The 21,589-nt window shown below is 70.0% G+C and carries 13 protein-coding genes; 10 read left to right on the top strand and 3 right to left on the bottom strand.

What is annotated here, in order from left to right; genetic code table 11:
- Window positions 1-14: 14 nt before the first annotated feature.
- The 5 genes from H7H31_RS18115 (at window position 15) to H7H31_RS18095 (ending at window position 6,513) form a co-directional block, all read left to right on the top strand.
- The gene (locus tag H7H31_RS18115; protein WP_187060449.1) at window positions 15-1,325 is read left to right on the top strand and encodes a DUF6271 family protein; all 1,311 of its coding nucleotides are present in this window, start codon (window positions 15-17) and stop codon (window positions 1,323-1,325) included.
- An 18-nt stretch (window positions 1,326-1,343) separates the two neighbouring features.
- Window positions 1,344-2,594 carry a type III PLP-dependent enzyme gene (locus tag H7H31_RS18110; protein ID WP_187060447.1) on the top strand — a complete coding sequence of 417 codons (1,251 nt, stop codon included), beginning with the start codon at window positions 1,344-1,346 and terminating at the stop codon, window positions 2,592-2,594.
- On the top strand, window positions 2,595-3,164 hold the full coding sequence (locus H7H31_RS18105; protein WP_187060446.1) for a GNAT family N-acetyltransferase: 570 nt from the start codon (window positions 2,595-2,597) through the stop codon (window positions 3,162-3,164). It begins immediately after the preceding gene.
- Window positions 3,165-3,169: 5 nt separating this feature from the next.
- Complete coding sequence (locus tag H7H31_RS18100; RefSeq protein ID WP_187117967.1) at window positions 3,170-4,498, top strand: MFS transporter; 1,329 nt, start codon at window positions 3,170-3,172, stop codon at window positions 4,496-4,498.
- Window positions 4,499-4,695: 197 nt separating this feature from the next.
- Window positions 4,696-6,513: a CDP-glycerol glycerophosphotransferase family protein gene (locus tag H7H31_RS18095; RefSeq protein ID WP_187117966.1), complete on the top strand. Its 1,818-nt coding sequence runs from the start codon at window positions 4,696-4,698 to the stop codon at window positions 6,511-6,513.
- Here the strand turns inward: H7H31_RS18095 and H7H31_RS18090 are convergent.
- Complete coding sequence (locus H7H31_RS18090; protein WP_187064330.1) at window positions 6,440-8,593, bottom strand: ATP-binding protein; 2,154 nt, start codon at window positions 8,591-8,593, stop codon at window positions 6,440-6,442. The genes H7H31_RS18095 and H7H31_RS18090 overlap by 74 nt on opposite strands.
- A 1,195-nt stretch (window positions 8,594-9,788) precedes the next feature.
- Window positions 9,789-10,475 carry a hypothetical protein gene (locus H7H31_RS18085; protein WP_187064329.1) on the bottom strand — a complete coding sequence of 229 codons (687 nt, stop codon included), beginning with the start codon at window positions 10,473-10,475 and terminating at the stop codon, window positions 9,789-9,791.
- A gap of 562 nt (window positions 10,476-11,037) precedes the next feature.
- Between H7H31_RS18085 and H7H31_RS18080 the strand changes: the two genes are divergently transcribed.
- Entirely contained in the window at window positions 11,038-11,316 is a 279-nt protein-coding gene (locus H7H31_RS18080) for a hypothetical protein (RefSeq protein ID WP_187064333.1), read from the top strand.
- Between the two features lie 31 nt (window positions 11,317-11,347).
- Here the strand turns inward: H7H31_RS18080 and H7H31_RS18075 are convergent, their stop codons facing one another.
- The gene (locus tag H7H31_RS18075; protein WP_232109934.1) at window positions 11,348-12,361 is read right to left on the bottom strand and encodes an HNH endonuclease; all 1,014 of its coding nucleotides are present in this window, start codon (window positions 12,359-12,361) and stop codon (window positions 11,348-11,350) included.
- Window positions 12,362-12,799: 438 nt separating this feature from the next.
- Here H7H31_RS18075 and H7H31_RS18070 point away from each other — a divergent pair, with 438 nt between their 5' ends.
- From H7H31_RS18070 to H7H31_RS18055, 4 genes are all read left to right on the top strand, one after another.
- Window positions 12,800-16,252, top strand: a complete 3,453-nt coding sequence (locus tag H7H31_RS18070) for a helicase-related protein (protein WP_187064328.1) — start codon at window positions 12,800-12,802, stop codon at window positions 16,250-16,252.
- Complete coding sequence (locus H7H31_RS18065) at window positions 16,252-18,150, top strand: hypothetical protein (RefSeq protein WP_187064327.1); 1,899 nt, start codon at window positions 16,252-16,254, stop codon at window positions 18,148-18,150. The genes H7H31_RS18070 and H7H31_RS18065 overlap by 1 nt, the downstream gene beginning before the upstream one ends.
- A 107-nt stretch (window positions 18,151-18,257) precedes the next feature.
- Entirely contained in the window at window positions 18,258-19,538 is a 1,281-nt protein-coding gene (locus H7H31_RS18060) for a hypothetical protein (protein WP_187064326.1), read from the top strand.
- A gap of 562 nt (window positions 19,539-20,100) precedes the next feature.
- Entirely contained in the window at window positions 20,101-21,576 is a 1,476-nt protein-coding gene (locus H7H31_RS18055) for an ATP-binding protein (RefSeq protein ID WP_187064325.1), read from the top strand.
- Window positions 21,577-21,589 lie beyond the last annotated feature (13 nt).

Genomic DNA, 21,589 nt, shown 5'->3' with positions numbered 1-21,589 from the left:
ACCGGAGAGACGGAATGCGCGCCATCTGCCTGACCCTCCCGACCAACCGGCCCTCCGCGCCCATGGTCACGGCCATCTGCGCCGAGGCCGCCTACGCGGCCCGGCACTTCCCCGTCGAGGTGCACGTCCTCGTCCTGGACTCCGCCGCGCCGGGCGCCCGCGCGGAGCACGCCGCCGCGCTGGCCGCCGTACGCCCCACGCCCGGGGTCGTCACGCACCACCTCGATGAGGACGCCCAACGGGCCTTCCTGCGCGCGGTGATCGCTTGCGCCGGGCTGCCCAAGCCCGAGCTGATGCTCGACCTCATGCTGCCCGCCGACGTCTCCTACGGCGCCTGCACCAACCGGGCCTTCCTCATCGCCGCGTCGCTCGGCTGCTCGTCCGTCCACCGCCGGGACTCCGACAGCTCGTACCAGGAGCTGGCCGGCGAGCCCGTCTACCCCGTCCACCACGAGCTGACCTCGCTCGGCGAGGTGGCCCGCGACGCCGCGCCCCGGGTAGACGCGACCGACCTCGACGCGGCGCACCTGGACAAGCCCGTGGTGCTGGTCGGCGCGTCGTTCGTGGGCGAACTGTCCGTGGACATCGGCGAGATCCGACAGCTCGACGAGGACGTCTACCGCGACGTCGTCGGTCTGTGGGCGCCCGCCGACTGGAGCGCGGAGCAGAAGCGGGAGCTGGCCGACGAGTCTTTCACCGGCGCCGGCACCGCCCCCTTCACCGGCGACCACGCGCTGCTGACCCTCGTGGACCCGATGCGCCTGGACATGTGCAACATCAGCTTCCAGCAGGTGCACGAACGGGTTCCGCTGCCACCGGCGACCAACACCATCGGCAGCGACTACTTCCTGATGCACCTGGTGCACGACGCGGCCCTGCCCGGCGTCCTGCACAACCGGCACATCGTGAACTTCTACACCACGGAGCGGCGCACCGACGCCGGCTTCATGGCCTACCAACTGCGCTTCACCAAGTTCTTCCTGTCCATGCTCTACCTCAACGCCGTCTACGCGGCCATGGCCGAGGCCGGGCCCGCCCTGCTGGACGACGCACACCAGGTGCGCGCGGAGCGCGTCAGCGAGCTGGTCTGGGACAGCACCCGCCTGCCGGTGACCGAGAACGAGGAACGGCTCGACGTCCTGGAGCGCTCCTACCGCGAGCTCGGCGGCCGGTACGCCACCTTCGCGCAGTCCCTCGCGCCGCGCCGCCAGCAGTTGCTGGACGAGGCCCGCCACGACATGGAGGACTTCGCGCGGCTCATCGACGCGTGGCGACCCCTGGTGCGGGCGAGCCAGGCCACGCGCATCCACCCGCTCGACCGGTAGACCCCCGGGGCCATCCACATGTACGTCAACGTCACCGCACCCCTGCGCGCCGCCCTCGCGGCGGCGACCGAGGACCAGATCATCTACGACCTGGCCGGCGTGGCCCGCCGCCACGCGGCCCTGCTGCGCGAACTGCCCGGCGTCCGCGTCCGCTTCGCCATGAAGGCGTGCCCCGTGGACGAGGTGCTCACCCGCCTCGCCGGGCAGGGCGCCGGCTTCGACGCGGCCAGCCCCGCCGAGATCGCGCAGGCCCTGCGCGCCGGCGCGCCGCTGGACGCCATCCACTTCGGCAACACCGTCAAGTCCGACCGGCACATCGCCGAGGCCCACCGGCTGGGCGTGCGCGACTTCGCCACCGACAGCGTCGAGGACGTGCGGGCCATCGCCCGGCACGCGCCCGGCGCCCGGGTCTTCTGCCGGCTGGCCACCGACGGCGCGGGCGCCCTGTGGGGCCTGAGCCGCAAGTTCGGCTGCACGCCCTCGGACGCCGTCCGCGTCATGGAGGCCGCCCGGACCGCCGGCCTCACCCCTGCCGGCCTCTCCTTCCACGTCGGCTCCCAACAGATGACCGCCGAGGCATGGCGGGACGCCGTCGACCGGGTGGCCGGCGTGCTGACCGTACTGGCCCGGCGCGGCATCCACCTCGACCACGTCAACCTCGGCGGCGGGCTGCCCGCGCCGCACGGCACCGACCGTGGCGGCAACCCGCTCGACCCGCCCCTGGACAAGATCTTCGCCACCATCCGCGAGGGCATGCGCCAGTTGCGCACCGTCGCCGGCGGACCGCTGGACTTCCTCATCGAACCGGGCCGCCACCTGGTGGCCGACAACGGTGCCATCCGCGCCCACGTCGCCCGCCTGACCGCCCGCGAGCAACGGGGCGGCGACCGCGCGCACTGGCTCTACCTGAGCTGCGGCAAGTTCAACGGCCTGTACGAGATGGACGGGTTGCAGTACCCGCTGCTCTTCCCCGGCCACCCCGAGGACGCCCCGCGCGTGCCCGCCGTCATCGCCGGACCCACCTGCGACAGCGACGACGCGTACGACCCGGCCGGCGCCCCCGTCCACGTCCCGGCCGGCCTCGCCTCCGGCGACCCGGTCTGGATCGCCTCCTGCGGCGCGTACGCCACCAGCTACACCACCCAGGGCTTCAACGGGTTCAGCCCGCTGCCCTACACCTGGATCGACGGCGACCGCGCCGGCCGCGGCGGCCCGCACCCGGCGGCCCCACCGCTGGCGGCCCCGGTGGCGCTGGGCGAGGTGGCGTAGGTGAACGACGTCCGCATCCGCCCCATCGCCGACGCCGACTGGCCCGCCCTGGCCGCCCTTGAGGAGCGCACCTACGCCGGACTCGGGCTGTCCGAGGGCGAGGCCGCGCTGCGCTCGCGGGCCCGGGCCTCGCCCGCCACCTGCACCGTCCTGGACCGCGCCGGCGACCTCGTGGGCTACCTGCTCGCGCTGCCCTACCCGCCCTTCCACAGCCCCGACCTGTCCCACGCGGAGACGGCGACCGCCGCCGTCCCCACCCGCAACCTCCACCTGCACGACCTGGTCGTCGCCCCGGAGCACCGCGGGGCGGGCCTGGCCCGGCGGCTGCTGCGGCACCTGACGGCCGCCGCGCGGGGCGCGGGGCACGAACAGATCTCCCTGGTCGCCGTCGCGGGCAGCGCGCCGTTCTGGGCGGGGCACGGGTACCGCCCGCACCCCGAGGTGCCGCTCCCCGACAGCTACGGCGCGGACGCCGTCTACATGTCCGCGCCGGTGCCCGGGCGCACCCCGACCCCCGGACGCGCCGGCGACGCGCGCCCCGGGACACCCGTGACCGACGAAGTGGGCTGATGCACATGCTGGGTGTTCGCGACGACTTCCGCCGGCGGCTGCTGGCGATCGCGGCGCTGTTCTGCGTCCTGGGCTTCCAGTACGCGACCTGGGCCGCGCGGCTGCCGGCGCTCAAGTCCGACCTGGACCTGAGCAAGGCCGAGGTCGGACTGCTGCTGATGGCGGCCGGCGTCGGCGCCGCGATCTCCTTCCCGCTGGTGGCCGTGTTGACCCGGCGCCTGGGCTCGCGGCGGCTGGCCGTCGTCTCGGGCCTGTTCCTCGGCGCGGTCCTGCTCGGCCTCGCCGCGGCACCCAACTACCCGCTGGCGCTCGCCGTGATGTGCCTCGACGGCCTCGCCGTCGGCTGCCTGAACGTCGCCATGAACGCCCAGGGCGCGGCCCTCGAAGCCCGCCACGACCGCACGGCCATGGCCAAGCTGCACGCCGTCTTCAGCGCCGGCTCGCTCTTCGCCGCCCTCCTGGCGTCCGGCATGAACGCGCTGACCGACTCCGTCGCCGCGCACTTCGGCGCCGCCGCCGCGATCATCGCCCTGCTCGTCGTCGCCACCCGCTCCCACCTGCTCCCCGACGAGGCCCCGGCCGAACAGGCCACCGGCGACCCCGCCGGGCTCCAGACCGCCGAGAACCCGGCAGCCGCCGACCAGGCTGCCGACCAGGCCACTGACGAGGCCGCGACGGACCAGGCGGACCAGCCGCGCCGCCGGCTCAGCCTGCCGGCCACGGCCACGCTGTGGATGGGCGGCGCCATGGTCTTCGGCACCGTCACCGAGGGCGCCATGAACGACTGGTCGGCCCTGTACCTGGAGGAGGTCGCCGGCGCCTCGGCCAAGGTCGCCCCGCTGGGCATCGCCGTCGTCTCGGTGATGATGGTGGCGGCCCGGCTCTTCGCCGACGGCTGGCGCGCCCGCTGGGGCGACGGCCGCGTCGTCCGCGTCGGCAGCGTCCTGGCCGGCACCGGCCTCGCCCTGGCCCTGCTGGCCGGCGGCGTCGTCCCCGCGCTGCTCGGCTTCGCCTGCATGGGCCTCGGCATCGCCGCGGTCACCCCGTGCGTGTACGTCGCCGCCGCCCGCCAGGGCTCCGACGCGCTGGCCCTGGTCGCCGCCATGGGCACCACGGGCCTGCTGGCCGGCCCGCCGGTCATCGGCTTCATCGCCCAGGGCAGCAGCATGACCTGGGGCATGGGCGCGGTCGCGGCCTCGGCCGTCCTGGTCGCCGCCTGCGCCACCCGCATCCGCTGGACCGCCACGGCCCAGGACACCCCCAAGCCCACCGCCCCCGCCGAGCCCGCCGCCGAACCCACCGCCGCCGAACCCGTCGAGCCCGCGGCCTCCTAGCCCCGAACGCACCTCACCCCTTCCGCCCGCCCCCCGTGCACGCGCCCGGGGGCGGGCGGCCCCGGAGGCAGGCGGCCCCGGAGGCAGGCCGGCCCGGCGGGCGAGCGGGCCCGTCTCGTCGCCGCGCCGATCACCTGGTTAGGGTGATCCACCGGGCGAGAACGCGCGGTAGCCGACAGGCCGACGGGAGGTGACACGTGCGGTCACCCGACCCCGCGGCCCTACGCGTCCCGGTCGGCGCCGACGCCGACCGCTGGACCACCCGCTCGCCCCTTCGCCGGGTCCTCCTGGTGGCCCACAACGTCACCTCGGCCGGCCGGCTGCTCGACGTACTGCCCCTGTTCCACGACGACTTCCGCGTCCAACTCCTCGTCACCACCACCGGCTCCTCCGCGTTCCAGGGCGGCCTCACCGACCTCTTCGCCGACCTCGCCCTCCCCGCCATGCCCTGGCACCAGGCCCTGACCACCCCCGTAGACCTCGCCATCTCCGCCAGCTTCGGCGGGCAACTCGCCGCATTGAAGGGCAAGTTGACAGTGCTCTCACACGGCGTGGGCTACACGAAGAGACTCGCCACGGCCGACCACACGGGCACGGAGCCCACGTTCGGCCTCTCGCCCGAATGGCTGCTGGCCGACGGCGAGCCGTACGTCGACGGCCTCGTGCTCTCCCACCCGGAGCAGCGGGAACGGCTGCGCCGAGCCTGCCCCGCGGCCGAGAAGGCGGCGGTCATCGCCGGCGACCCCGCCTTCGACCGCATGCTGGCCGCCCGCCCACACCGTGAGCGCTACCGGCGCGCGCTGGGCGTACGCAGTGGCCAGCGGCTCGTCGTCCTGAACTCCACCTGGAACCCGGAGGGTTTCTTCGGCGACGGCGGCGGCCAGGACATGCTGCCCGGCCTGCTGCCCCGGCTCGCCGCCGAACTGCCGGCCAACGACTACCGGCTGGCCGCCGTGCTGCACCCCAACATCTGGCACGGCCACGGCCCCGGGCAGATACGCGTCTGGCTGGACCGGGCCCGGCGCGGCGGACTCGCGCTGATCGACCCCATACACGGCTGGCGGCAGGCCCTGCTGGCGGCCGACGCGGTCATCGGCGACTTCGGAGCGGTCAGCTACTACGCCGCGGCCCTCGGCACCCCCGTCCTCCTGGCCGCCCACGACCAACGGCGCCTGGACCCCGAGGCCCCGCTCGCCGACTTCGTACGCCAGGCACCCCGGCTCGACCCCGCCGCCCCCCTGCGCCCCGCGCTGGAACGCCTCCTGGCCGAGCACCAACCACACCCGGGCCCAGCCGAGTTCACCACCTCGGCACCGGGCGCGTCGGCCACCCTGCTGCGCCGACACTTCTACGCCCTGCTCGACCTCCCCGAACCCGCCACCCCCGCCCTCCTCGAACCGCTGCCCCTACCGCCGTACGACCCACCCCGCCGCACCACGCCACTGCGCGTACGCACCCGCGTGCGCGGCACCGACATCGAGATCGAACGCTCCACGGACCACCCGTACGCGGCCGGCGCCGCACAGCTCACCGCCCACCTCGTCGCCCACCTCGCCGTCCACGAGGACACCCGCGACCCGAGCGACCTGGCCCTGGCCGACGTCATCATGCGCGACGACCCCCCGGACGACCCCCGCCTCGGCGGCCCCGCCGCGTGGACCGCGGAGGTACTGGCTCGCCACCCACACGCCACCCTCGCCAGCTACGCGACCGGCCCCCACCACTGCGTGGCCCGCACCCGCACCCACGGCCTGCTCACCCTCACGGCAACCCCGGACGCCGACGCCGACCCGGCCGCGTACGCCTCGGCCCTCCACGCCTGGCTGGCCGCCGGCAGCACGCTGCCGCCGGGCGGCGTCACGCTCCGGGTACACACGGCCGGCGACGCGCACCCGGTACGGGTCCGCCCGGCACGGCCCCACTCGGTGGGGAAGCCCCCGGTCACGCCACCGCCTGACAGCGGCGGCGCAACTGGTCGAGGTAGCGGAGGTGCGGGGTGGCTCGCTGGGGCGTGAGGAGGCGCTCGGCTTCGGCGATCGCCGCCAGCGCGGCGGCCGTGTCACCCCCGTCGAGCAACGTCTCGGCGAGGTCGGTCAGGGCACGGGCCTCGTTGTAGGGCTCGCGCTCGGCCCCGCTCCCACCCGCGAAGAAGTCCCGCGCCCGCTCCAACCTGACCCGCGACTCCTCCAGTCGCCCCATCCCGCGCAACGCCCGCCCCTGGTGCCGCGCGGCCAGCGCGAGGGCGCGCCCCAGGTCGCCGGCGCCCTCCTGCCCGGGCCCGATGCGCCGGTAGACGCGCTCGGCCCGCACGAAGTGCTCGTACGCCGCCTCGTACGACCACCGGTTCAGCCGCAGCAGCCCCCGCATCTCCACGCACGACGCCTCGCCCAACAGGTGCCCGGCGGCGCGCTCGCTGGCCACGGCGGCACTGGCCGCGCGGTCGGCCTCCTCCCAGCGCTCCAGCGCACCGAGACAGTGGGCGAGTTGGAAGTGCAGCGCCCCGGCCATCCGGGTCTCCGGCCGGTACGCGTCCACGAGCCGGGCCGCGATCCGCAGCGCGGGCAGCGCCTCGTCCCAGTAGCCCAGCTTCAGTTGCACCGGCCACAGCGCGCGGGCCAGCTCGCACGCCATCTCCACGTGCTGGTACTCGTCGGCCAGCCGAACCGCCCGCACCAGGTTCGCGGCCTCGGCCCGCAGCGCCGCGAGGCCCGCTGCCTCGTCGGCGTACGGGTTCTCGTCACCGGGCGCGAGATCGGTGCGCCAGCTCTGCGGCAGCGCGGCCCGGGCCGCGTACAGGGCGCGAACCCGCAGGCCGTCAAGGGTGCGCGCGACCGCGGCCGAACACCGCGCGGGACCGTCCTGCGCCCCCGCGGCCTGCTCCAGGTAACCGCGCACCCCGGGCCGGAAACGGAAACGACCGTCGTACGACGCGTCAAGGACCTGTTCCTCGGCCGCCTCGGCGAGCATCGCGCCGGCCTCCGCCAGCTCGACACCCGCGGCCCGCGCGGCCAACGCGGCGTCGATCGCCGGCCAGTCGCCGAGCGCGGTCAGCCGACAGAGCCGGGCCGTCTCCGGCCGCAGCCGACGGTACGCGTGGTGGGCCGTGGCCCACACCGGATCGCTGCCCGCCGGCGCGTCCTCGTCGCCCGTACCGCCCGCGCCGCCGGCCGGGCCCGACCCCTCGGTCAGCAGCCGCATGGCCGCGATCTTCAGGGCGAACGGGTTGCCGGCACAGCTCGCGAGCACGCCCGGCAACCGCGGCTTGGCCTGCGCGACCGCCTCCGGCCCGGCCACCTTCCGCAACATCTTCACCGCGTCCCGCTCGCGCAGCGGCGGCACGGCGATCCGCTCGGCCTCCACCACCAGGTCCGGGCCGGAGGAGACGGCCAGGAGGAGGAGTTCCGGCGTGGCGGGGACGAGGTGCCGGATCTGGGCGGCCGTCGTCACGTGGTCGACCAGCACCAACGCCCGGCAGCCGGCCGTGAGGCTCCGGTAGAGCTGCACCCGCCCGGCCTCGGTGGGCGGCAGTTGCTCGGCCTCGACGCCCATGGTCCGCAACAGCCGACCCACGACGGCGGCCGGCTCAACGCCGCTCCCGCCCGACGCGTCCCGCAGGTCGACGTAGAACCGCCCGTCGGGGAAGAGTGCGCCCTGATCCGCCCCGAAGTACAGCGCCACCGCACTGGTGCCGATGCCGGGCGGCCCGTACAGCAGCGCGGCGCGCGGCTGCCCCGCCGCGGCACGCGTCGCCTCCCGCCGCAACCGCTTGAGCACGTCGTCGCGGTCGGTGAAGTGCCGGGTGGCCGGCGGCAACCCGGGCCCGGGCCGCAGCACCGGCACCGGCCCGCCCTGGGTGTGCAGGAGGGAGGCCCAGGCGTGGGCGTGCTCCGCGTTGCGCAGCAGGGCCGGATGCAGTTGGTGGGCCAACTCCTGCCAACCCTGCGGGGCGGCGGGCAACTGCGTCTCCCGGCCCAGCGTCCGCCGTACGAGCGCGCCGGTCGACAGATGCAACTGGCGGCCGAACTCGCCGGCGGCGCCGTTCCCCACCGCGGTGAGGAACGCGGTGAGCGCACTCACCGTCACGATCTCCAACACGCTAACCCTCCCCTGACCCGGGCCCCGGTCCCTGGCCGGACTGTATCCCCGCGACGACGAACCGGGGAAACCCTTCGGCCCCTTCCCTCGCGGCTGCCCACGCGGGCGGCCCTTCCTTGCTCGGGCAGGGCTCGGACAGGGCTCAGGTGGGGCAGGTGCACGGCGCTCCTGCCCTCACCGGGCGTCGTGCGACCCCTCGCCACCGGCGACGAACTCGACGATCCGCTCGGCGAGCCAGTCCGGTTCGTCGAGCGAGACGAAAGCGCGCGAACGCTCCGCGACGGCGACCGAGCCGCGCGCGAAGCACGCTGCCCCGCGGCGTGCGCCTCCAACGAGCTGTCCGCGTCCGCCCCGAGCGGCATACGGTGACCCCCCAGAGGCAGGTCAGGCAGGACCAGATGGGACCGCTCACGCAACGCGGATACCAGCGGGTCCCACACATGGCCGTTGACCATCAGACCGTGCACGAACAGGAGGGCCTTTCCCGCCCCCACCTCTCGGACGTCGATCGCCCCGCCAGCCGTCTCGTGTCGAGCGCTCTTGACGTGCATCGCCGCCTCGTCTCTTCGGGAACCCGCGTGCGGACCAGAAGCCTCCGTCATCCAGCGGCCCGGAGGGCCACGGTCCGGGCTGACGGTTGGCCTCCGGTTCCCGGCTTCCGGTTCGACGATGCCCGGCTCCGCTTCGGACCAACGAAACGCGTAGAACGATAGCGAAGGGCGCTGACGCCCGGGTTGGCCCAACGGGCAAGCCAACGCCGCGTGTCACCCCACCGCGCAACAGTCACTCGCACCCACGAAACGGCCGGTTGAAAGCTTCCCCACACACCCTGGCTCGCGTCCGAGCAACCCACCACGCCCTCAACATGAAAAAGCCCCAAATCACGGCGAGTGAGTCCTGAGACTAATCCGAGCCGCCTTCGGGATTCGAACCCGAGACCTACGCATTACGAGGGCCTGCAAGATCATCTCAGCCCATGCCGGACGATGTCGCCGAATCTCATTTCACCAGGTCAAAGAGCCACAGCCCCCGCTCCGCATGCCACCAAATCCATCCTGTGCGGCCCGGTCCGCTCACGCAGCGCTGGTCCGTTACGTGCCCCTTGGTTCCCAGGTAGCCGGAGTCTCCGTCAATGACGCAGCTGACCGCTTCGGCAGAATGCAGATGTGGGAGCGGAGTGCCAGACCTGAGCGTCTTACTGCTGGTCTCCCTCGCCGCCAAACTGCTGGGTGTCGCTTAGCAGGTGGAGGGCATGTGCAGTCAAGGAGAGGGCGTGAGGCCGTGTCAGGGAGACCTTGCGGTGGGCGTGCGGGTTGCGAATGAACTTGAAGAACGTCCGCAGCCGGAGTCGGTAGATCTTCAGCATCGTGTTGTAGGCGATGACTTCGTCATGCAGGTGGTCGATGAACTCCCTAACGAGCCTCTGACCGTACCCATCATCGTTGCCCACCGCGTCTCGCAACGCTGACTCCACCGCGAAGCCGACTTCGCGGACCGCGTGGTCATAGAGCTCGTTGCCCAAGAGCTTGCGCAGGTCTGGCAGAGACTCGGGAAGCTCGACCTGCTCCGAGAGCTGCTGGGTGACGACTTCCCAACCCGCGGCGGTGATCGTCAGAGGAGCCTCGTTGCCGTCTTCCTCGAAGGCAGGGTACGTGTAGGAATCGCCATCCCAGAAATCTACTTCTACCGGTAGCTCGGGCAGGCTTGGAAGCGAGATCTCCCGACTGTTGCCTTGATCGTCCTTGGTGAAGTACCTGACTCCCCGCTTCCATCCCATCTCGATGCGCCGGCGGAGCTCCCACTCGCGATGACTGATCGGGGTAACGCCGCTGATGAGGCCCTCCTTCCGCAGGCGAAGCAGGTCTTCATGCCAGATCGCCACCTGGAACGCATCCCGCGACCACGGATCCCGGGGGGTGCGACTTCTTCGAGTCATGGTTGTACGCGCTGAACAGGACACAGCGATCAATGTCATCCATGGGCTCGAAACGGGTGCCCTCCGGGAACTGCGCCAAGTCGAACAGACCGTGCACCCCACCCGGCGAGCATGGGTAAGCGGGCCAGGCCGCATGAATCGCCGGGTCGAAACCACCACGACCATCGCCGTAGCCCCACCCAAACCAACCGGGGCAGTCAGAGAGGTCGCGGAACCTCTCAGCGTCCGATCCGCCTTCGCTCATGAGACGAGCATCTCATCAGCCGCGGACCCGATCGCAGCAGAACTTCGAGTCAGGTCCGGCCTCTCGTTCCCTTGCCTGCGTCGACGTGCCCGTACAGCTGGCGCCACTGGTGGCCGCCGAGTAGATCACGGCGGACCGCGCTCCCCATCAGTTCACTGAGATGGCCGCCGAGAACGGGCGAGGGCGGACGGGTGCGGACGGCGAATAGCGCGGCCAAGCCGACGATGCCCATCTCGCACCTGCAACAGCCCCTCGTCATCATCGGTGTGCGGCGAGTCAGCCAGTGCCACCACATCACCAAGTGAGCCGCACGCGCCCCCCGAGACCTCGCCCCAGGACCCCGTCCAGGAAGCGAAGCACCGCCGCGCCGGCATCATCGCCTTCGCCATTGGCGCCGCCGCCTCGCTCGCGTTCTTCGCCTTCTTCCCCGGCCTCCCCCACGTCATCGACTGGGGTGCCACCCTCGTCTCCCTCCTCGTCGGCGCCCTCACCCGCTGGGCCTGGCTGGCCCGGACCCGAAGGAAGTACGCCAGCGCGGAGTAGATCGTCGCGGCCCCTCCCACCACCGACGCGGTCACGCGCGCGGGCGCTTACCGAGCCAATGCGCATCAAGCCAGACCCGATGTTCAGGTCGCAGCTGCACCGCCACAGGTTGGCCGTGCAGCTGCGCGTAACACGGATAGCCGTGAAGGCTCGGGATCACGTCGAGGGTTCCGGAGGCCACGTCCACCGCAATATGGCCGAGGTCAAAGAGCCTGTGGATGTCACGGCGCAGGAGCAGCCCGCCATACTCGTGGTGCTCGCCACTCTCGGCATAGCTGTAGAGGTGAGCCGCTTCCAGGGCGTCCGCCGGCGTGGGGCCCGTGAAGGCGCACACTTCGCCCTGCTCGCGCAACAGACGCGCGCGGAAGACCTCTTGTCCGACGCGCGTTCGCACGAGCGATTCCTTGTGGCCTCCTGCTATGGCCAGACGAGCGGCTGCGGCAATGTCCTTCACGGTGCTGGCCTGACCGGTCGCGTCCAGAAGTGCCTGCCGTAGCCGCTCCCATCGCGCAGGGCGCATACTCAACTGCGACTTCGGAGATTCGCAGAGGGCCCGCAGCTCGGAGCCCGAGAGCAGACCACGCCCGTTCATCCATCTCTTGCCGTGCGAAGACCGGTAGGTAGTCACCGACTTGGTCTTCTGACGTGGGGCGGCAAAGAGGTGTCCGCACTTGCCGCAGCGGTAGGCTGGCTTCTCCCGGTGACGCCGTTTGATGTCAGCCTTGCCACACCGAGGACAGGAGTACAGCACCTTCTCGGCCGATGCGGTGTTGATCGCCTCTATCACCGAAACGCCGACGAGCTCCTTCCTGTCCCAAAGAGCTATGACGTCCCCCACCGCCACACGAGCATGGTTCTGAACGGTGCTGTCCCAGCTGTAGTGCAGAGACGCACTGTCGTCATAACCGTCGTTTCCGGCATGCTCCCGGTTGGCACCCAGCGCCAGCATCAACCACGCAGCGGCCACGTTCTTGGTGGTGAGGACTGCTCGCACATCGACCAGTTCGTAGTCGCGACTGGCGCCTATATCGGCCTCCGGAATCATGCGCCAATCATGCCTGAGGGACCAGCGGCGTACAGCCCGGGCGTCTTCGCAGCAGGTCCCGCTGGATGTCGTCGCCCGACCTCGCTTCTCCGTTCGGCAAAGCCGCGGTGGTGAACGTCAGATCAAGGCACCGACAGACTCGATCCGGACAGATTCGAGCAACTATACGTAATCGCTTGCGACATCGCCGAGATACGTTCGATGCTGCTGGGGCTCGAAGCAGCAGAAGATGTCCGGCTTTGGCGTCGTGCCATGGCGGCTTCTGACTCGCGAGCCTGGAGACCCCGTGGACATCCACGTCCTGCGGGCCAGTTCGGCATGTCTGCCTCAACTGGCACGCTCTTTTGAGCCACCTCGGCTCTCACCCCTTCCCTCATGTGCGGGGGCACGCCCCCTTCCAGGCCCGGCGGAGCTCGCCGGATCCGACGGGGAGGCGGCGTGACCAACCTGTTCGAGCCAAGCATTGCCCAGCAGACTGCTCTCGTGGACCATCTGGTCAACGCGGTGGTCAGCGATGCGACCGGCGAGGCCCAGGGGGACGTCTGCCTGGGCGAGCCTCCCAGTGCTCGGTACTTCATGGAGAGCCTCGGCCCCCACACCGTCGAACCTGGCGGAGCCGCCCCGCGGTACGGCCGCACGACACCGGACAGTCTCGGGTTCGAGTTCGAGGCCAGCAATGCCAGCTCCATCAGCGTCAAGGCGCGGGCATCGTTCTACTACGCGGCACTTCCGACCCGATCGCAGCAGCTGGAGTGGGCTGGTGAGCGCGAAGAGCCGTACAGACTGGCCCCTCTGTTCAAGCGACTGACTGTGACCGTCGGGCCCGTGGACGTCGTGCTGGGACAAGAGGCCGGCCTGCGTCAGACCTTGGAAGCTGAGTTCCAGCGCGCCTTCCAGGACGCCGTGAGGGTGGCACTCCAAGACCCTCGGACCGACCGTCGTGTCGGGAACGACCGCCGAGAGCGGCTCGTTCCTCCTGCCGCGATGGCGGACGACCGGACCTTCGAACAGTGGCTCGCCCGGGAAGTGGGCGGGGACCCCGTAGTGCCATCCCCCGCCGCGCACGTCGTCATCACGTCGAGGCTGGTCGCGTCCGGGCGGCTCCGCGTGACCGTCACTCTGCAGAACCTCGCCACCGACCCCGTCGTGACCGTCCAGGGACGGGGCAGCAACGCCGGCCGTACCCGTCGCGACGAGGCGAGGGACAACGCCCTGTTCCGCGCAGAGCTGGAGATCCAGGGTGACCATCTCCTGCCCATCGTGATGGACCTCGGTGCCGACGCCTACCGCTACTCCGGGGAGCTCGGGGCGTACGCGAACAACTGCGGTGTCGAGCCCCGGTGGCACGAAGGCAGGCTCGTGGCCGTACGCAGCGTGCCCGTCCCTCAGCACGACACCCATCGGGCCGTGGCCAGAACCGATGAGCGCTGGAGTTACGCGACGCTTTCGACCGACCCTCTTCCCGTTCTCGACGAGCTCGCTGACGAGATGGAGGCGTACCTGGGGGCGCCTGTGTGGAGCACCGAGGATCTCCAGGACAGGCCCGAGCTGGCCCAGCGTAAAGAGGCAGACCGAAGGGCCGCGGCCTTGGAGGTCGCCCGCTTCCGTGACGGTGTCGCTTGGCTTCGGAGAGACAGGCGTCTCCTGACAGCGTTCCAGCTGGCCAACGAGTCCATGGTGGAGCTCAACAAGCGGCGGAAGCGACCCAGCCGGGGGTGGCGGCTCTTCCAGCTGGTCGCCATCGTCAGTCAGCTCAGTTCCCTGGCCTGGCGCGAGCATCCCGAGGACCTCTTCACACCTGGCCTCTGGGGCGACGAACACGACGTGGATCCGACCGAGGCAGCGACCGTCGTCTGGTACCCCACCGGCGGCGGCAAGACCGAGGCATATCTCGGCTTGGTGCTGGTGTGCATGTTCTACGACCGTGCGCGGGGAAAGGCGCTCGGCGTCTCGGCATGGTGCCGGTTCCCTCTGCGGCTGCTGACCTTGCAACAGACACAGCGCCAGCTCGATGTGATCGCCGCCGCCGAGACGGTCCGTGGCAAGAACGCCGGCCTGCTCAAGGAGGTTGGTGGCGATCCCGGCTGGCCCTTCTTCATCGGCTTCTACGCCGGTGGTGGTAACACCCCCAACTCGCTGATCACGGACCGCCTGATCGACCGCCTTCGCTCAAGCGAGGAGGGACGGCATGCGTACCGCCTTGTCCATGACTGCCCTTACTGCGGTGAACGGTCAGTCCGCATCCCGGCACCCGACCCACAGCGACTCAGGCTCCAGCACGTCTGCGGCAGCGAGGCGTGCGGGAAGGTTCTGCCGATCCTCGTCGTCGACACCGAGATCTACCGGTACCTACCGACCGTCGTGGTCGGGACCCTGGACAAGCTCGCCAACGTAGGGCTGTCGGACAAGTTCGGCGCCCTCCTCGGCGACGTGGACTGCTGGTGCCCTCCTCACGGCTTCGGTCGGGGCGGTAAGTGCCACGAACGGCATGCGCCGGGTCATCCGAAGACCCCGCTCCAGCCCCTGGGCGAGCCTCTTTACGACCCCTCCCCGTCACTGGAGATCATCGACGAGCTTCACATGGTCAACGAAGAGCTCGGAGCTTTTTCCGGCCACTACGAGGGCCTGCTGGCCGAGGTGCAGCGCACTCTGTCGTCCCGACAGCGTGCCGACGGTCGAGGTGTCCGAATGAAGGTGGTCGCCACCACCGCCACCATCCGGGGCGAGGATCGCCAGAGTGAGCACCTCTTCGGTCTCAGGTCAGTGGTGGTGCCACTGCCGGGGCCCAACCTCGACGAGAGCTTCTACTGGCGCCTCGACCGGAGTCTCCCGCTCCGTCGCTTCGTCGGAGTCATGCCGACACGCGGCACGGCAGAGATGACGCTGGTCAGGATCCTGACGTCCGCCCACCGGGCACTGTGGAAACTCGACCGGCGAGAGGGTCTGTCCCCTGCCCTCGGGAGTTGGCCGGAGGATGAGCTCCGCGCAGTCGTCGACCTTTACCGGACGAGCCTCACGTACGCCACCACTCTGGTCGACTTCGGCCGTATCCGTCGCTCGCTGGACACCCAGGTCAACGAGGCCCTGCGCAGGGAGGGCTTTCCGGATCTCAGGGTGGCCGAACTCAAGGGCGAGACGCGCCTGGACCAGGTACGCGGCGTCCTCGACGACCTGGGAAGCACCAACGGCAACACGGGCATGGTCGTCGCCACCAGCATGGTCAGCCACGGAGTCGACGTGGACCGGTTGAACCTGATGCTGTTCAACGGCATGCCCCGCTCCATGGCGGAGTACATCCAGGCGTCATCGAGGGTGGGCCGCGCCTACCACGGCCTCGTCTTCATGCTCTTCAACCCCGTGAGGGAGAGAGACCGGTCGCACTACCGCTATCACGGCAAGTTCCACGAGTACCTCGACCGTATGGTCGAGCCGGTGGCCATCAACCGCTGGAGCAGGTTCGCGGTTCGCAGGACCCTGCCGGGGATACTGATGGGGCAACTTCTCCAGATCGCGAACCGTGACTGGTGGCGGGCGGGTAACGCCCCTGGCCACCTGCACGACCTCTCGAAGATGCAGGCCGCCCTCTGTGCCCCCTCGAGCGGGGGCCTGGAAGGGGTCCAGCTCACCGAGCTGCTGGAGGTGCTGCACTCCGTCTTCCAGTCGGACCGCCCGGAGGGGCAGGAACTCCGCACTGACCTCGAGGACATGGTGGAGCACGCCCTGGCGAGCCTACGCTCCGCCGGTGCCTCCGCCGGCCTCACCGGCGGGAACAACCGGGGATACCGCGCGACTGGCGACTACCTGGGCCTCGAGTACCGGCCCATGACGAGCCTCCGCGACGTCTCCGAGGGCATCCCGTTCCACGTCGTATCCGACAGCAGGAGGTCGTGATGGCGTTCAACCCGAGGAACGACGACATGGCTCGGGACCGGGGCCAGGTTCTCTACCGATACCGCCCCGGCCAGACCTTCGACCACCGCGGCGGCTACACGGCCCAGGTGGTCCAGTTCGGGCGTGACGAGGAGTTCGACGGTCCCTCGCTCGACCGCGAGCACCTGGTACAGGAGGCGATGCGGTTCGTGCGCAGGTGGCGAGCCGCCGGGCACGCGCTCTCCGCCGGAGCTGACCGGGCGCCGGAGTTCCCCGGGGACGAGGACCGGCTTGCCGATCGCCATTACGAAGTCGTGGTCCCGGGTAAGGTCTTCTGCCGCATCTGGCCTCGGGTGGTGCGCTGCTCGAGCGGCGGGTGCGGGCATGTCTGGACGGCCAGTGACCCACGGCCCGGAACGGACGACTGGCCACCGGCCTGCCCGACCTGTGGCAACACAGTCGGGAATCGACAGCTTCAGTTCGTCTTCGCGCACAAGTGTGGCGAGATGTCGCCCATGTACCCGCCAAGCAAGTGCCCCAGGGGACACACCCGGTTCAGGTTGGACGACCGCGCGAGTCGGTTCCGTGACTTCCGGTGGGAGTGCATGACCTGCGGCTTTCCACTGTCCGTGCAGTGGAGTTGCAGCAACTCCTCGTGCAGCTACCCGGACAAGTTCATGCACCCCCTGCTCCACACCGCGGGCACGGCGCATGTCGGGCAGGGGTTGACGCTCGTGAACGTGACCACGGCAGAAGAGGCCACTCGGCAGAGCAACCCCCTGTACACGACTGCCGTGCTCGGCTGGTGGCTCGGTGAGATCACCGAGGACGAGTTCCGGCGGCTCACGGACGGGCACACGGTGGACGTCCCCGACGAGGTCGTCGAGAGCATCCGTGCGATGGAGGAGGTCGGCCTGAACGATCAGGCGCGCGCACTCCGGGCACGCTTCATGCCGGTCGAGGTGGACCACCTGCGGGACAGCGTGAGCAAAGCCCTCGGGCTGGACACCGAGAGCGACGACGCCCGCGGGCTTGCGGCCGAACTGCACACCTATCGTCGGGTCCTGAACCTGGAGCGCCTTGGTATCCCCCGCCTGCAGCGGGAAGCCCGCAACCCCGAGCGCCGCGCCCTGTACGAGCGATACCCCGGTGTACTGAGGGCTGCCGGACTCGGTCAGGAGACATGCCTGATCAGTGATCTTCCGATCACCTACCTCGCGATCGGATACAGCCGGACGGGGTTCAGCCCCGAGGAGGCCGACCTAGTGCCCTATCGGGGACGTGCCGCACGAGGCGCACCCGAGAAGACCCTCCTCTACGCTCACCCCACAGAAGCGGAGGCTCTCCTGTTCCCCGTGGACCGGGAGCGGGTGAGCAGGTGGCTGGTCCGCAACGAGCTCGTGAGCCGCAGCACGCTGGACGACTCAGGGGGCGTCACGAAGTGGTTGGTGCACCAGCTGGGTCCCAGTGATGGTCAGGCCCTCTCTCACGAGACCCGGCCGGAGCCCGGGCACCCTGATCTCCCTGTTCACGAGCTGTTCGGCCTGCTTCACTCCCTGTCCCACCAGCTGCTCCGGGCTCTGGCGGTCGACAGCGGCTACAGCGAGACGAGCCTGTCCGAGTACCTCTTCCCATACGACCTGGCATTCGCCATCTACCCCAACGGTGGGAGCGACTTCAGCCTCGGTGCCATGCGGACGGTACTCGAACAGAATATGGACGCGGTCGTCAGCCGTGCAGTGGACAACGACGCGTGTCTGTACGACCCGAACTGCATGATCACCAACGAGGGCGCGGATCACGGCTGCCTCCAACTCCCCGAGACTGCCTGCCAGTCCTGGAACCGGAACCTCTCCCGTTGGCATCTGTTCGGATCTCCCGACGGTTCCAGGGTCGGATACTGGGATCCGACCCTGTGAATCACCGGTGGTGGGGGGCGGGAACTGAACCAGAACCCTCCCCTCACCACTCTCCGAACGTGCGTGAATTTCAACCGAGCGTCGGTCATGCGCGATTCGGGGTCTCCGTGAAGCCCGAGCTGGATCTCTTGGACGTCGTCTCCGACGCGCGTACCCGTGTAGGTGCGCACCCGGCTTGGCAGTCCGGGCCGGAAAGGATCTACGACCTGCTCCGCACGGCGACCAAGTTGCGAGCCATGGAGATCGCCTCAGGAGTCGAGTCCGATCTTCCATGGGAAAGCGTCCTCGCCCAACTCGTCGCATGGCATCACGACTTCACCTTCGGCACGGGTCCATGCTCTGAGTCCGCTGCTGGCCAGATCACGGCGCTGGCTGCCGCAGCCCAGCACTGGGACCGCTTGGAGACCGGTGTCCGAACTGGCGCCTACCAGGTCAGCTGGACTGGAGGGGGCTTCCGCGTGCGTCACAGCTGGAACCCCGCCGTCGAGGTCGCCGACGCGTTCCTCCAAGCAGCCTCGGTTCCGACGCAGTTGCCGAAACTGTCCGAGACGGCACACCGGTGGATCTCCACGAGGAGCGCCGGCTCTCCGAAGGGGCCACCAGGGGACGTGTTGGAGGCTGCGGTCAACCGCGCCACCGTGACCATCGAGGCTTACCGGAAGGCGGTGCCCGAGGGCCAAATAGCGGACACCTTCCCTCTCCGCGAGGGGATGACCGCCGGAGACATGACCCGCGTTTTGGCGGTGATCATGGGGATCGCCTCGCTGTGTGAGGAGACAGCGCACCGGCTCTCACGACTGGAGTCGACGCTCGCTCACATGCCGATTCCACGGCTGATGGCCGTCCTCGCGGACCTGTGCCCAACCGTGTCCGAGGCTGATCAGGCCCTGGCAGTGGAGAGGCTCACCTACTGCTCTGGATGTTCGTGCAGGACCTCCCCGCTCGTGCCGTACGGTGGCGCCGTGATCATCTGCCCGCCCCTGATCACTCCCCGGGCCGTGGCCCCGATCATGCTTCGTTCCGCTACCAACGGCTCCTGGGGGTTCGGCAGTATCGGACGTGAACTAGGTAACCGTGCAACCGCATGGACCGAATGGCTACGCACGACCCCAGGTGCTCTCGTCGCCGAGCAAGTGCCCGTGACGAGACCCGACGGCCGATCTGCTGGCGACCTGGACGTGGTAGCCGTGGACCCGGCCGGGCGTGTGGGCCAGTGCTTCGAGATCAAGTGGCCGATCGAGGCGCTGTCACTACCCGAGTCGATGAAGGTGGAGAACTGGGCCACCTCCGCCGCTCGCCAGTTGGACCGGCTGAGAGAGGAACTCCGCGCGGGAACGGCGACGGCCCTGCTGTCGAGCGGCTGGCCACCCTTCGAGTCGATCGACTGAATCTGGTGCGTCGGCACTTCACAGCAGCTCTGCCTGCGTCCGCTCCCAGCGCAGGCCATGCATGTCACGTCCCTTCGATACGTACAGGCGCTGGGAACGCCAGCCGACCTGGCGACCTTGCCAGACGCGCTTGTGAGGCCCGACCTACCGACCGAGGGGGTACATTTCAAGGTCGCCAAGAGATCCTTCCCCATGGGAAGTCGTCAGGTCCATCTCGATGAGCTGGGGCTGGTCCCTGGCCATTGGCGCCCCGATTCCTGTGAAGGTCGACGAGATGGACGGCCTGTTCGACGGGGTCACTGCGTGAGCAGGCCCGAAACCGTTGCCGGGACGGACAGGAAGTCTCGACCCCATCCCATCTCGCGAAACCACGGGTCGGGCAAACTCCGGCCGGCATGCGGTGCTGCTCCCGTAGCATCGATTGGTGGTGGGGTGTGTCGCCCTGAGCGAACGAACGCAGTGGTCCCTCTTGGTCGGGGGACGCATCCGTCCGGTTTCACCGAGTCTCCGGGACGGTCACCCTCCGGAGAGCAACGTCACGGGGAAGCAGAGCCGGGCACATATGAAGTACGACATCGCCGCACCCGAGCCAGCGGGCATGGTGGCCTCGCTCAGCTCCCTCGGGTACTCACTCCCCGCGGCCGTCGCGGACTTGGTGGATAACAGCATCTCCGTCGAGGCGAAGAACATCGACGTGGAGTTCACCTGGGCGGGAGCAGACTCGTGGATCGCCGTGGTCGACGACGGCTGGGGCATGACCGCCGAGGAGCTCGTCACGGCCATGACCGTGGCTGCCCGCGGACCCGCGACCGCACGCACGTCCAGCGACCTGGGACGTTTCGGGGTCGGCCTCAAGTCGGCCTCCTTCTCCCAGGCCAGGTCTCTGACCGTGACCACGGCCAGAGATGGGGAATGGCACACCCGGACATGGGATCTCGACGTCGTCGAGGAGTCCGGCCAGTGGCGCCTTCTTCACGGGGCCGACGACGACACCACGGCCGTGCTCGACAGACTTCGAAGCTCGTCCGACCACGGCACCGTCGTGCTGTGGAGACGGCTCAACGGATACCGCACCGATGGGGTCAGCACGGATGACGAGCGCACCCAGAAGCAGTTTTACGCCGAGGCGACGCGCACGGAGTCGCATCTCGGTATGGTCTTCGCCCGCTTCCTCACCGGGACCCGCCGTCGAAAACTGCAGGTTCGCGGCGCCCTCGTGGAGCCCTGGGACCCGTTCATGAGCAGTCACCCCTCCGTGCAGCGTCTGCCAGAGGAGGGACTCCCCCTGAACGGCAGTCTCGTGAGGGTCGAGGCTTTCGTCCTGCCCAGCGTGCAGAGGCTCGCACCGGAGGAACACGACCGGGCCGCCGGCCCCGGAGGCTGGCTCGACCAGCAGGGGTTCTACGTCTACCGCAGGAACCGGCTGATCCTCGCGGGAGACTGGCTGGGACAACGGGGCATGCGCAGGGAGGAGAAGTACAACCTGGCGCGCATAGCCGTCGACATCCCCGCCGAAACGGACGCAGAGTGGGGCGTGGACGTGAGGAAGTCGAGCGTCGTCCCGCCTGTCAGCCTCAGGCCACACCTCGACCGCATCGCACGCAAGGCGCGGTCCACAGCCGCCGACGCCCTGAGACACCGTGGCCAGGTGGCCGCGCGGACGCATGGCGATCCCCTTTCGTACGCGTGGCTCGTACGTCGCCCCGATGACAGGGTCGTCTGCAAGATCAACCGCAGCCATCCGTTGGTGGAGGCGGCCCTGCGTCCGGGAGGTGCCAGCGCCGCGGACGTGCGTGCCCTGATCCGGCTCTTGGAGGAGACGATTCCGGTCGCGGCTCTCCGCGTGATGCACGAGGCGGACAGCAGCGACGATCCCGAGCCTTTCGGCGGTCCTGGTGTCGCGGACGCCGAGGCGATCGAGGTCGCCCAGCGCATCTACGAGTCACTGGTCCGGGGCGGGCGATCGCCGGCCGCCGCGCGGGAGAGGCTCCGAACGATGTCGCCCTTCGATCAGCTCCAGGGTTTCTGGAGCAGGTGACCCACCTGTCAGC

The organism is Streptomyces buecherae (assembly GCF_014295035.1).
Lineage (GTDB): Bacteria > Actinomycetota > Actinomycetes > Streptomycetales > Streptomycetaceae > Streptomyces > Streptomyces youssoufiensis.
This window is presented reverse-complemented; position numbering and strand designations above follow the sequence as displayed.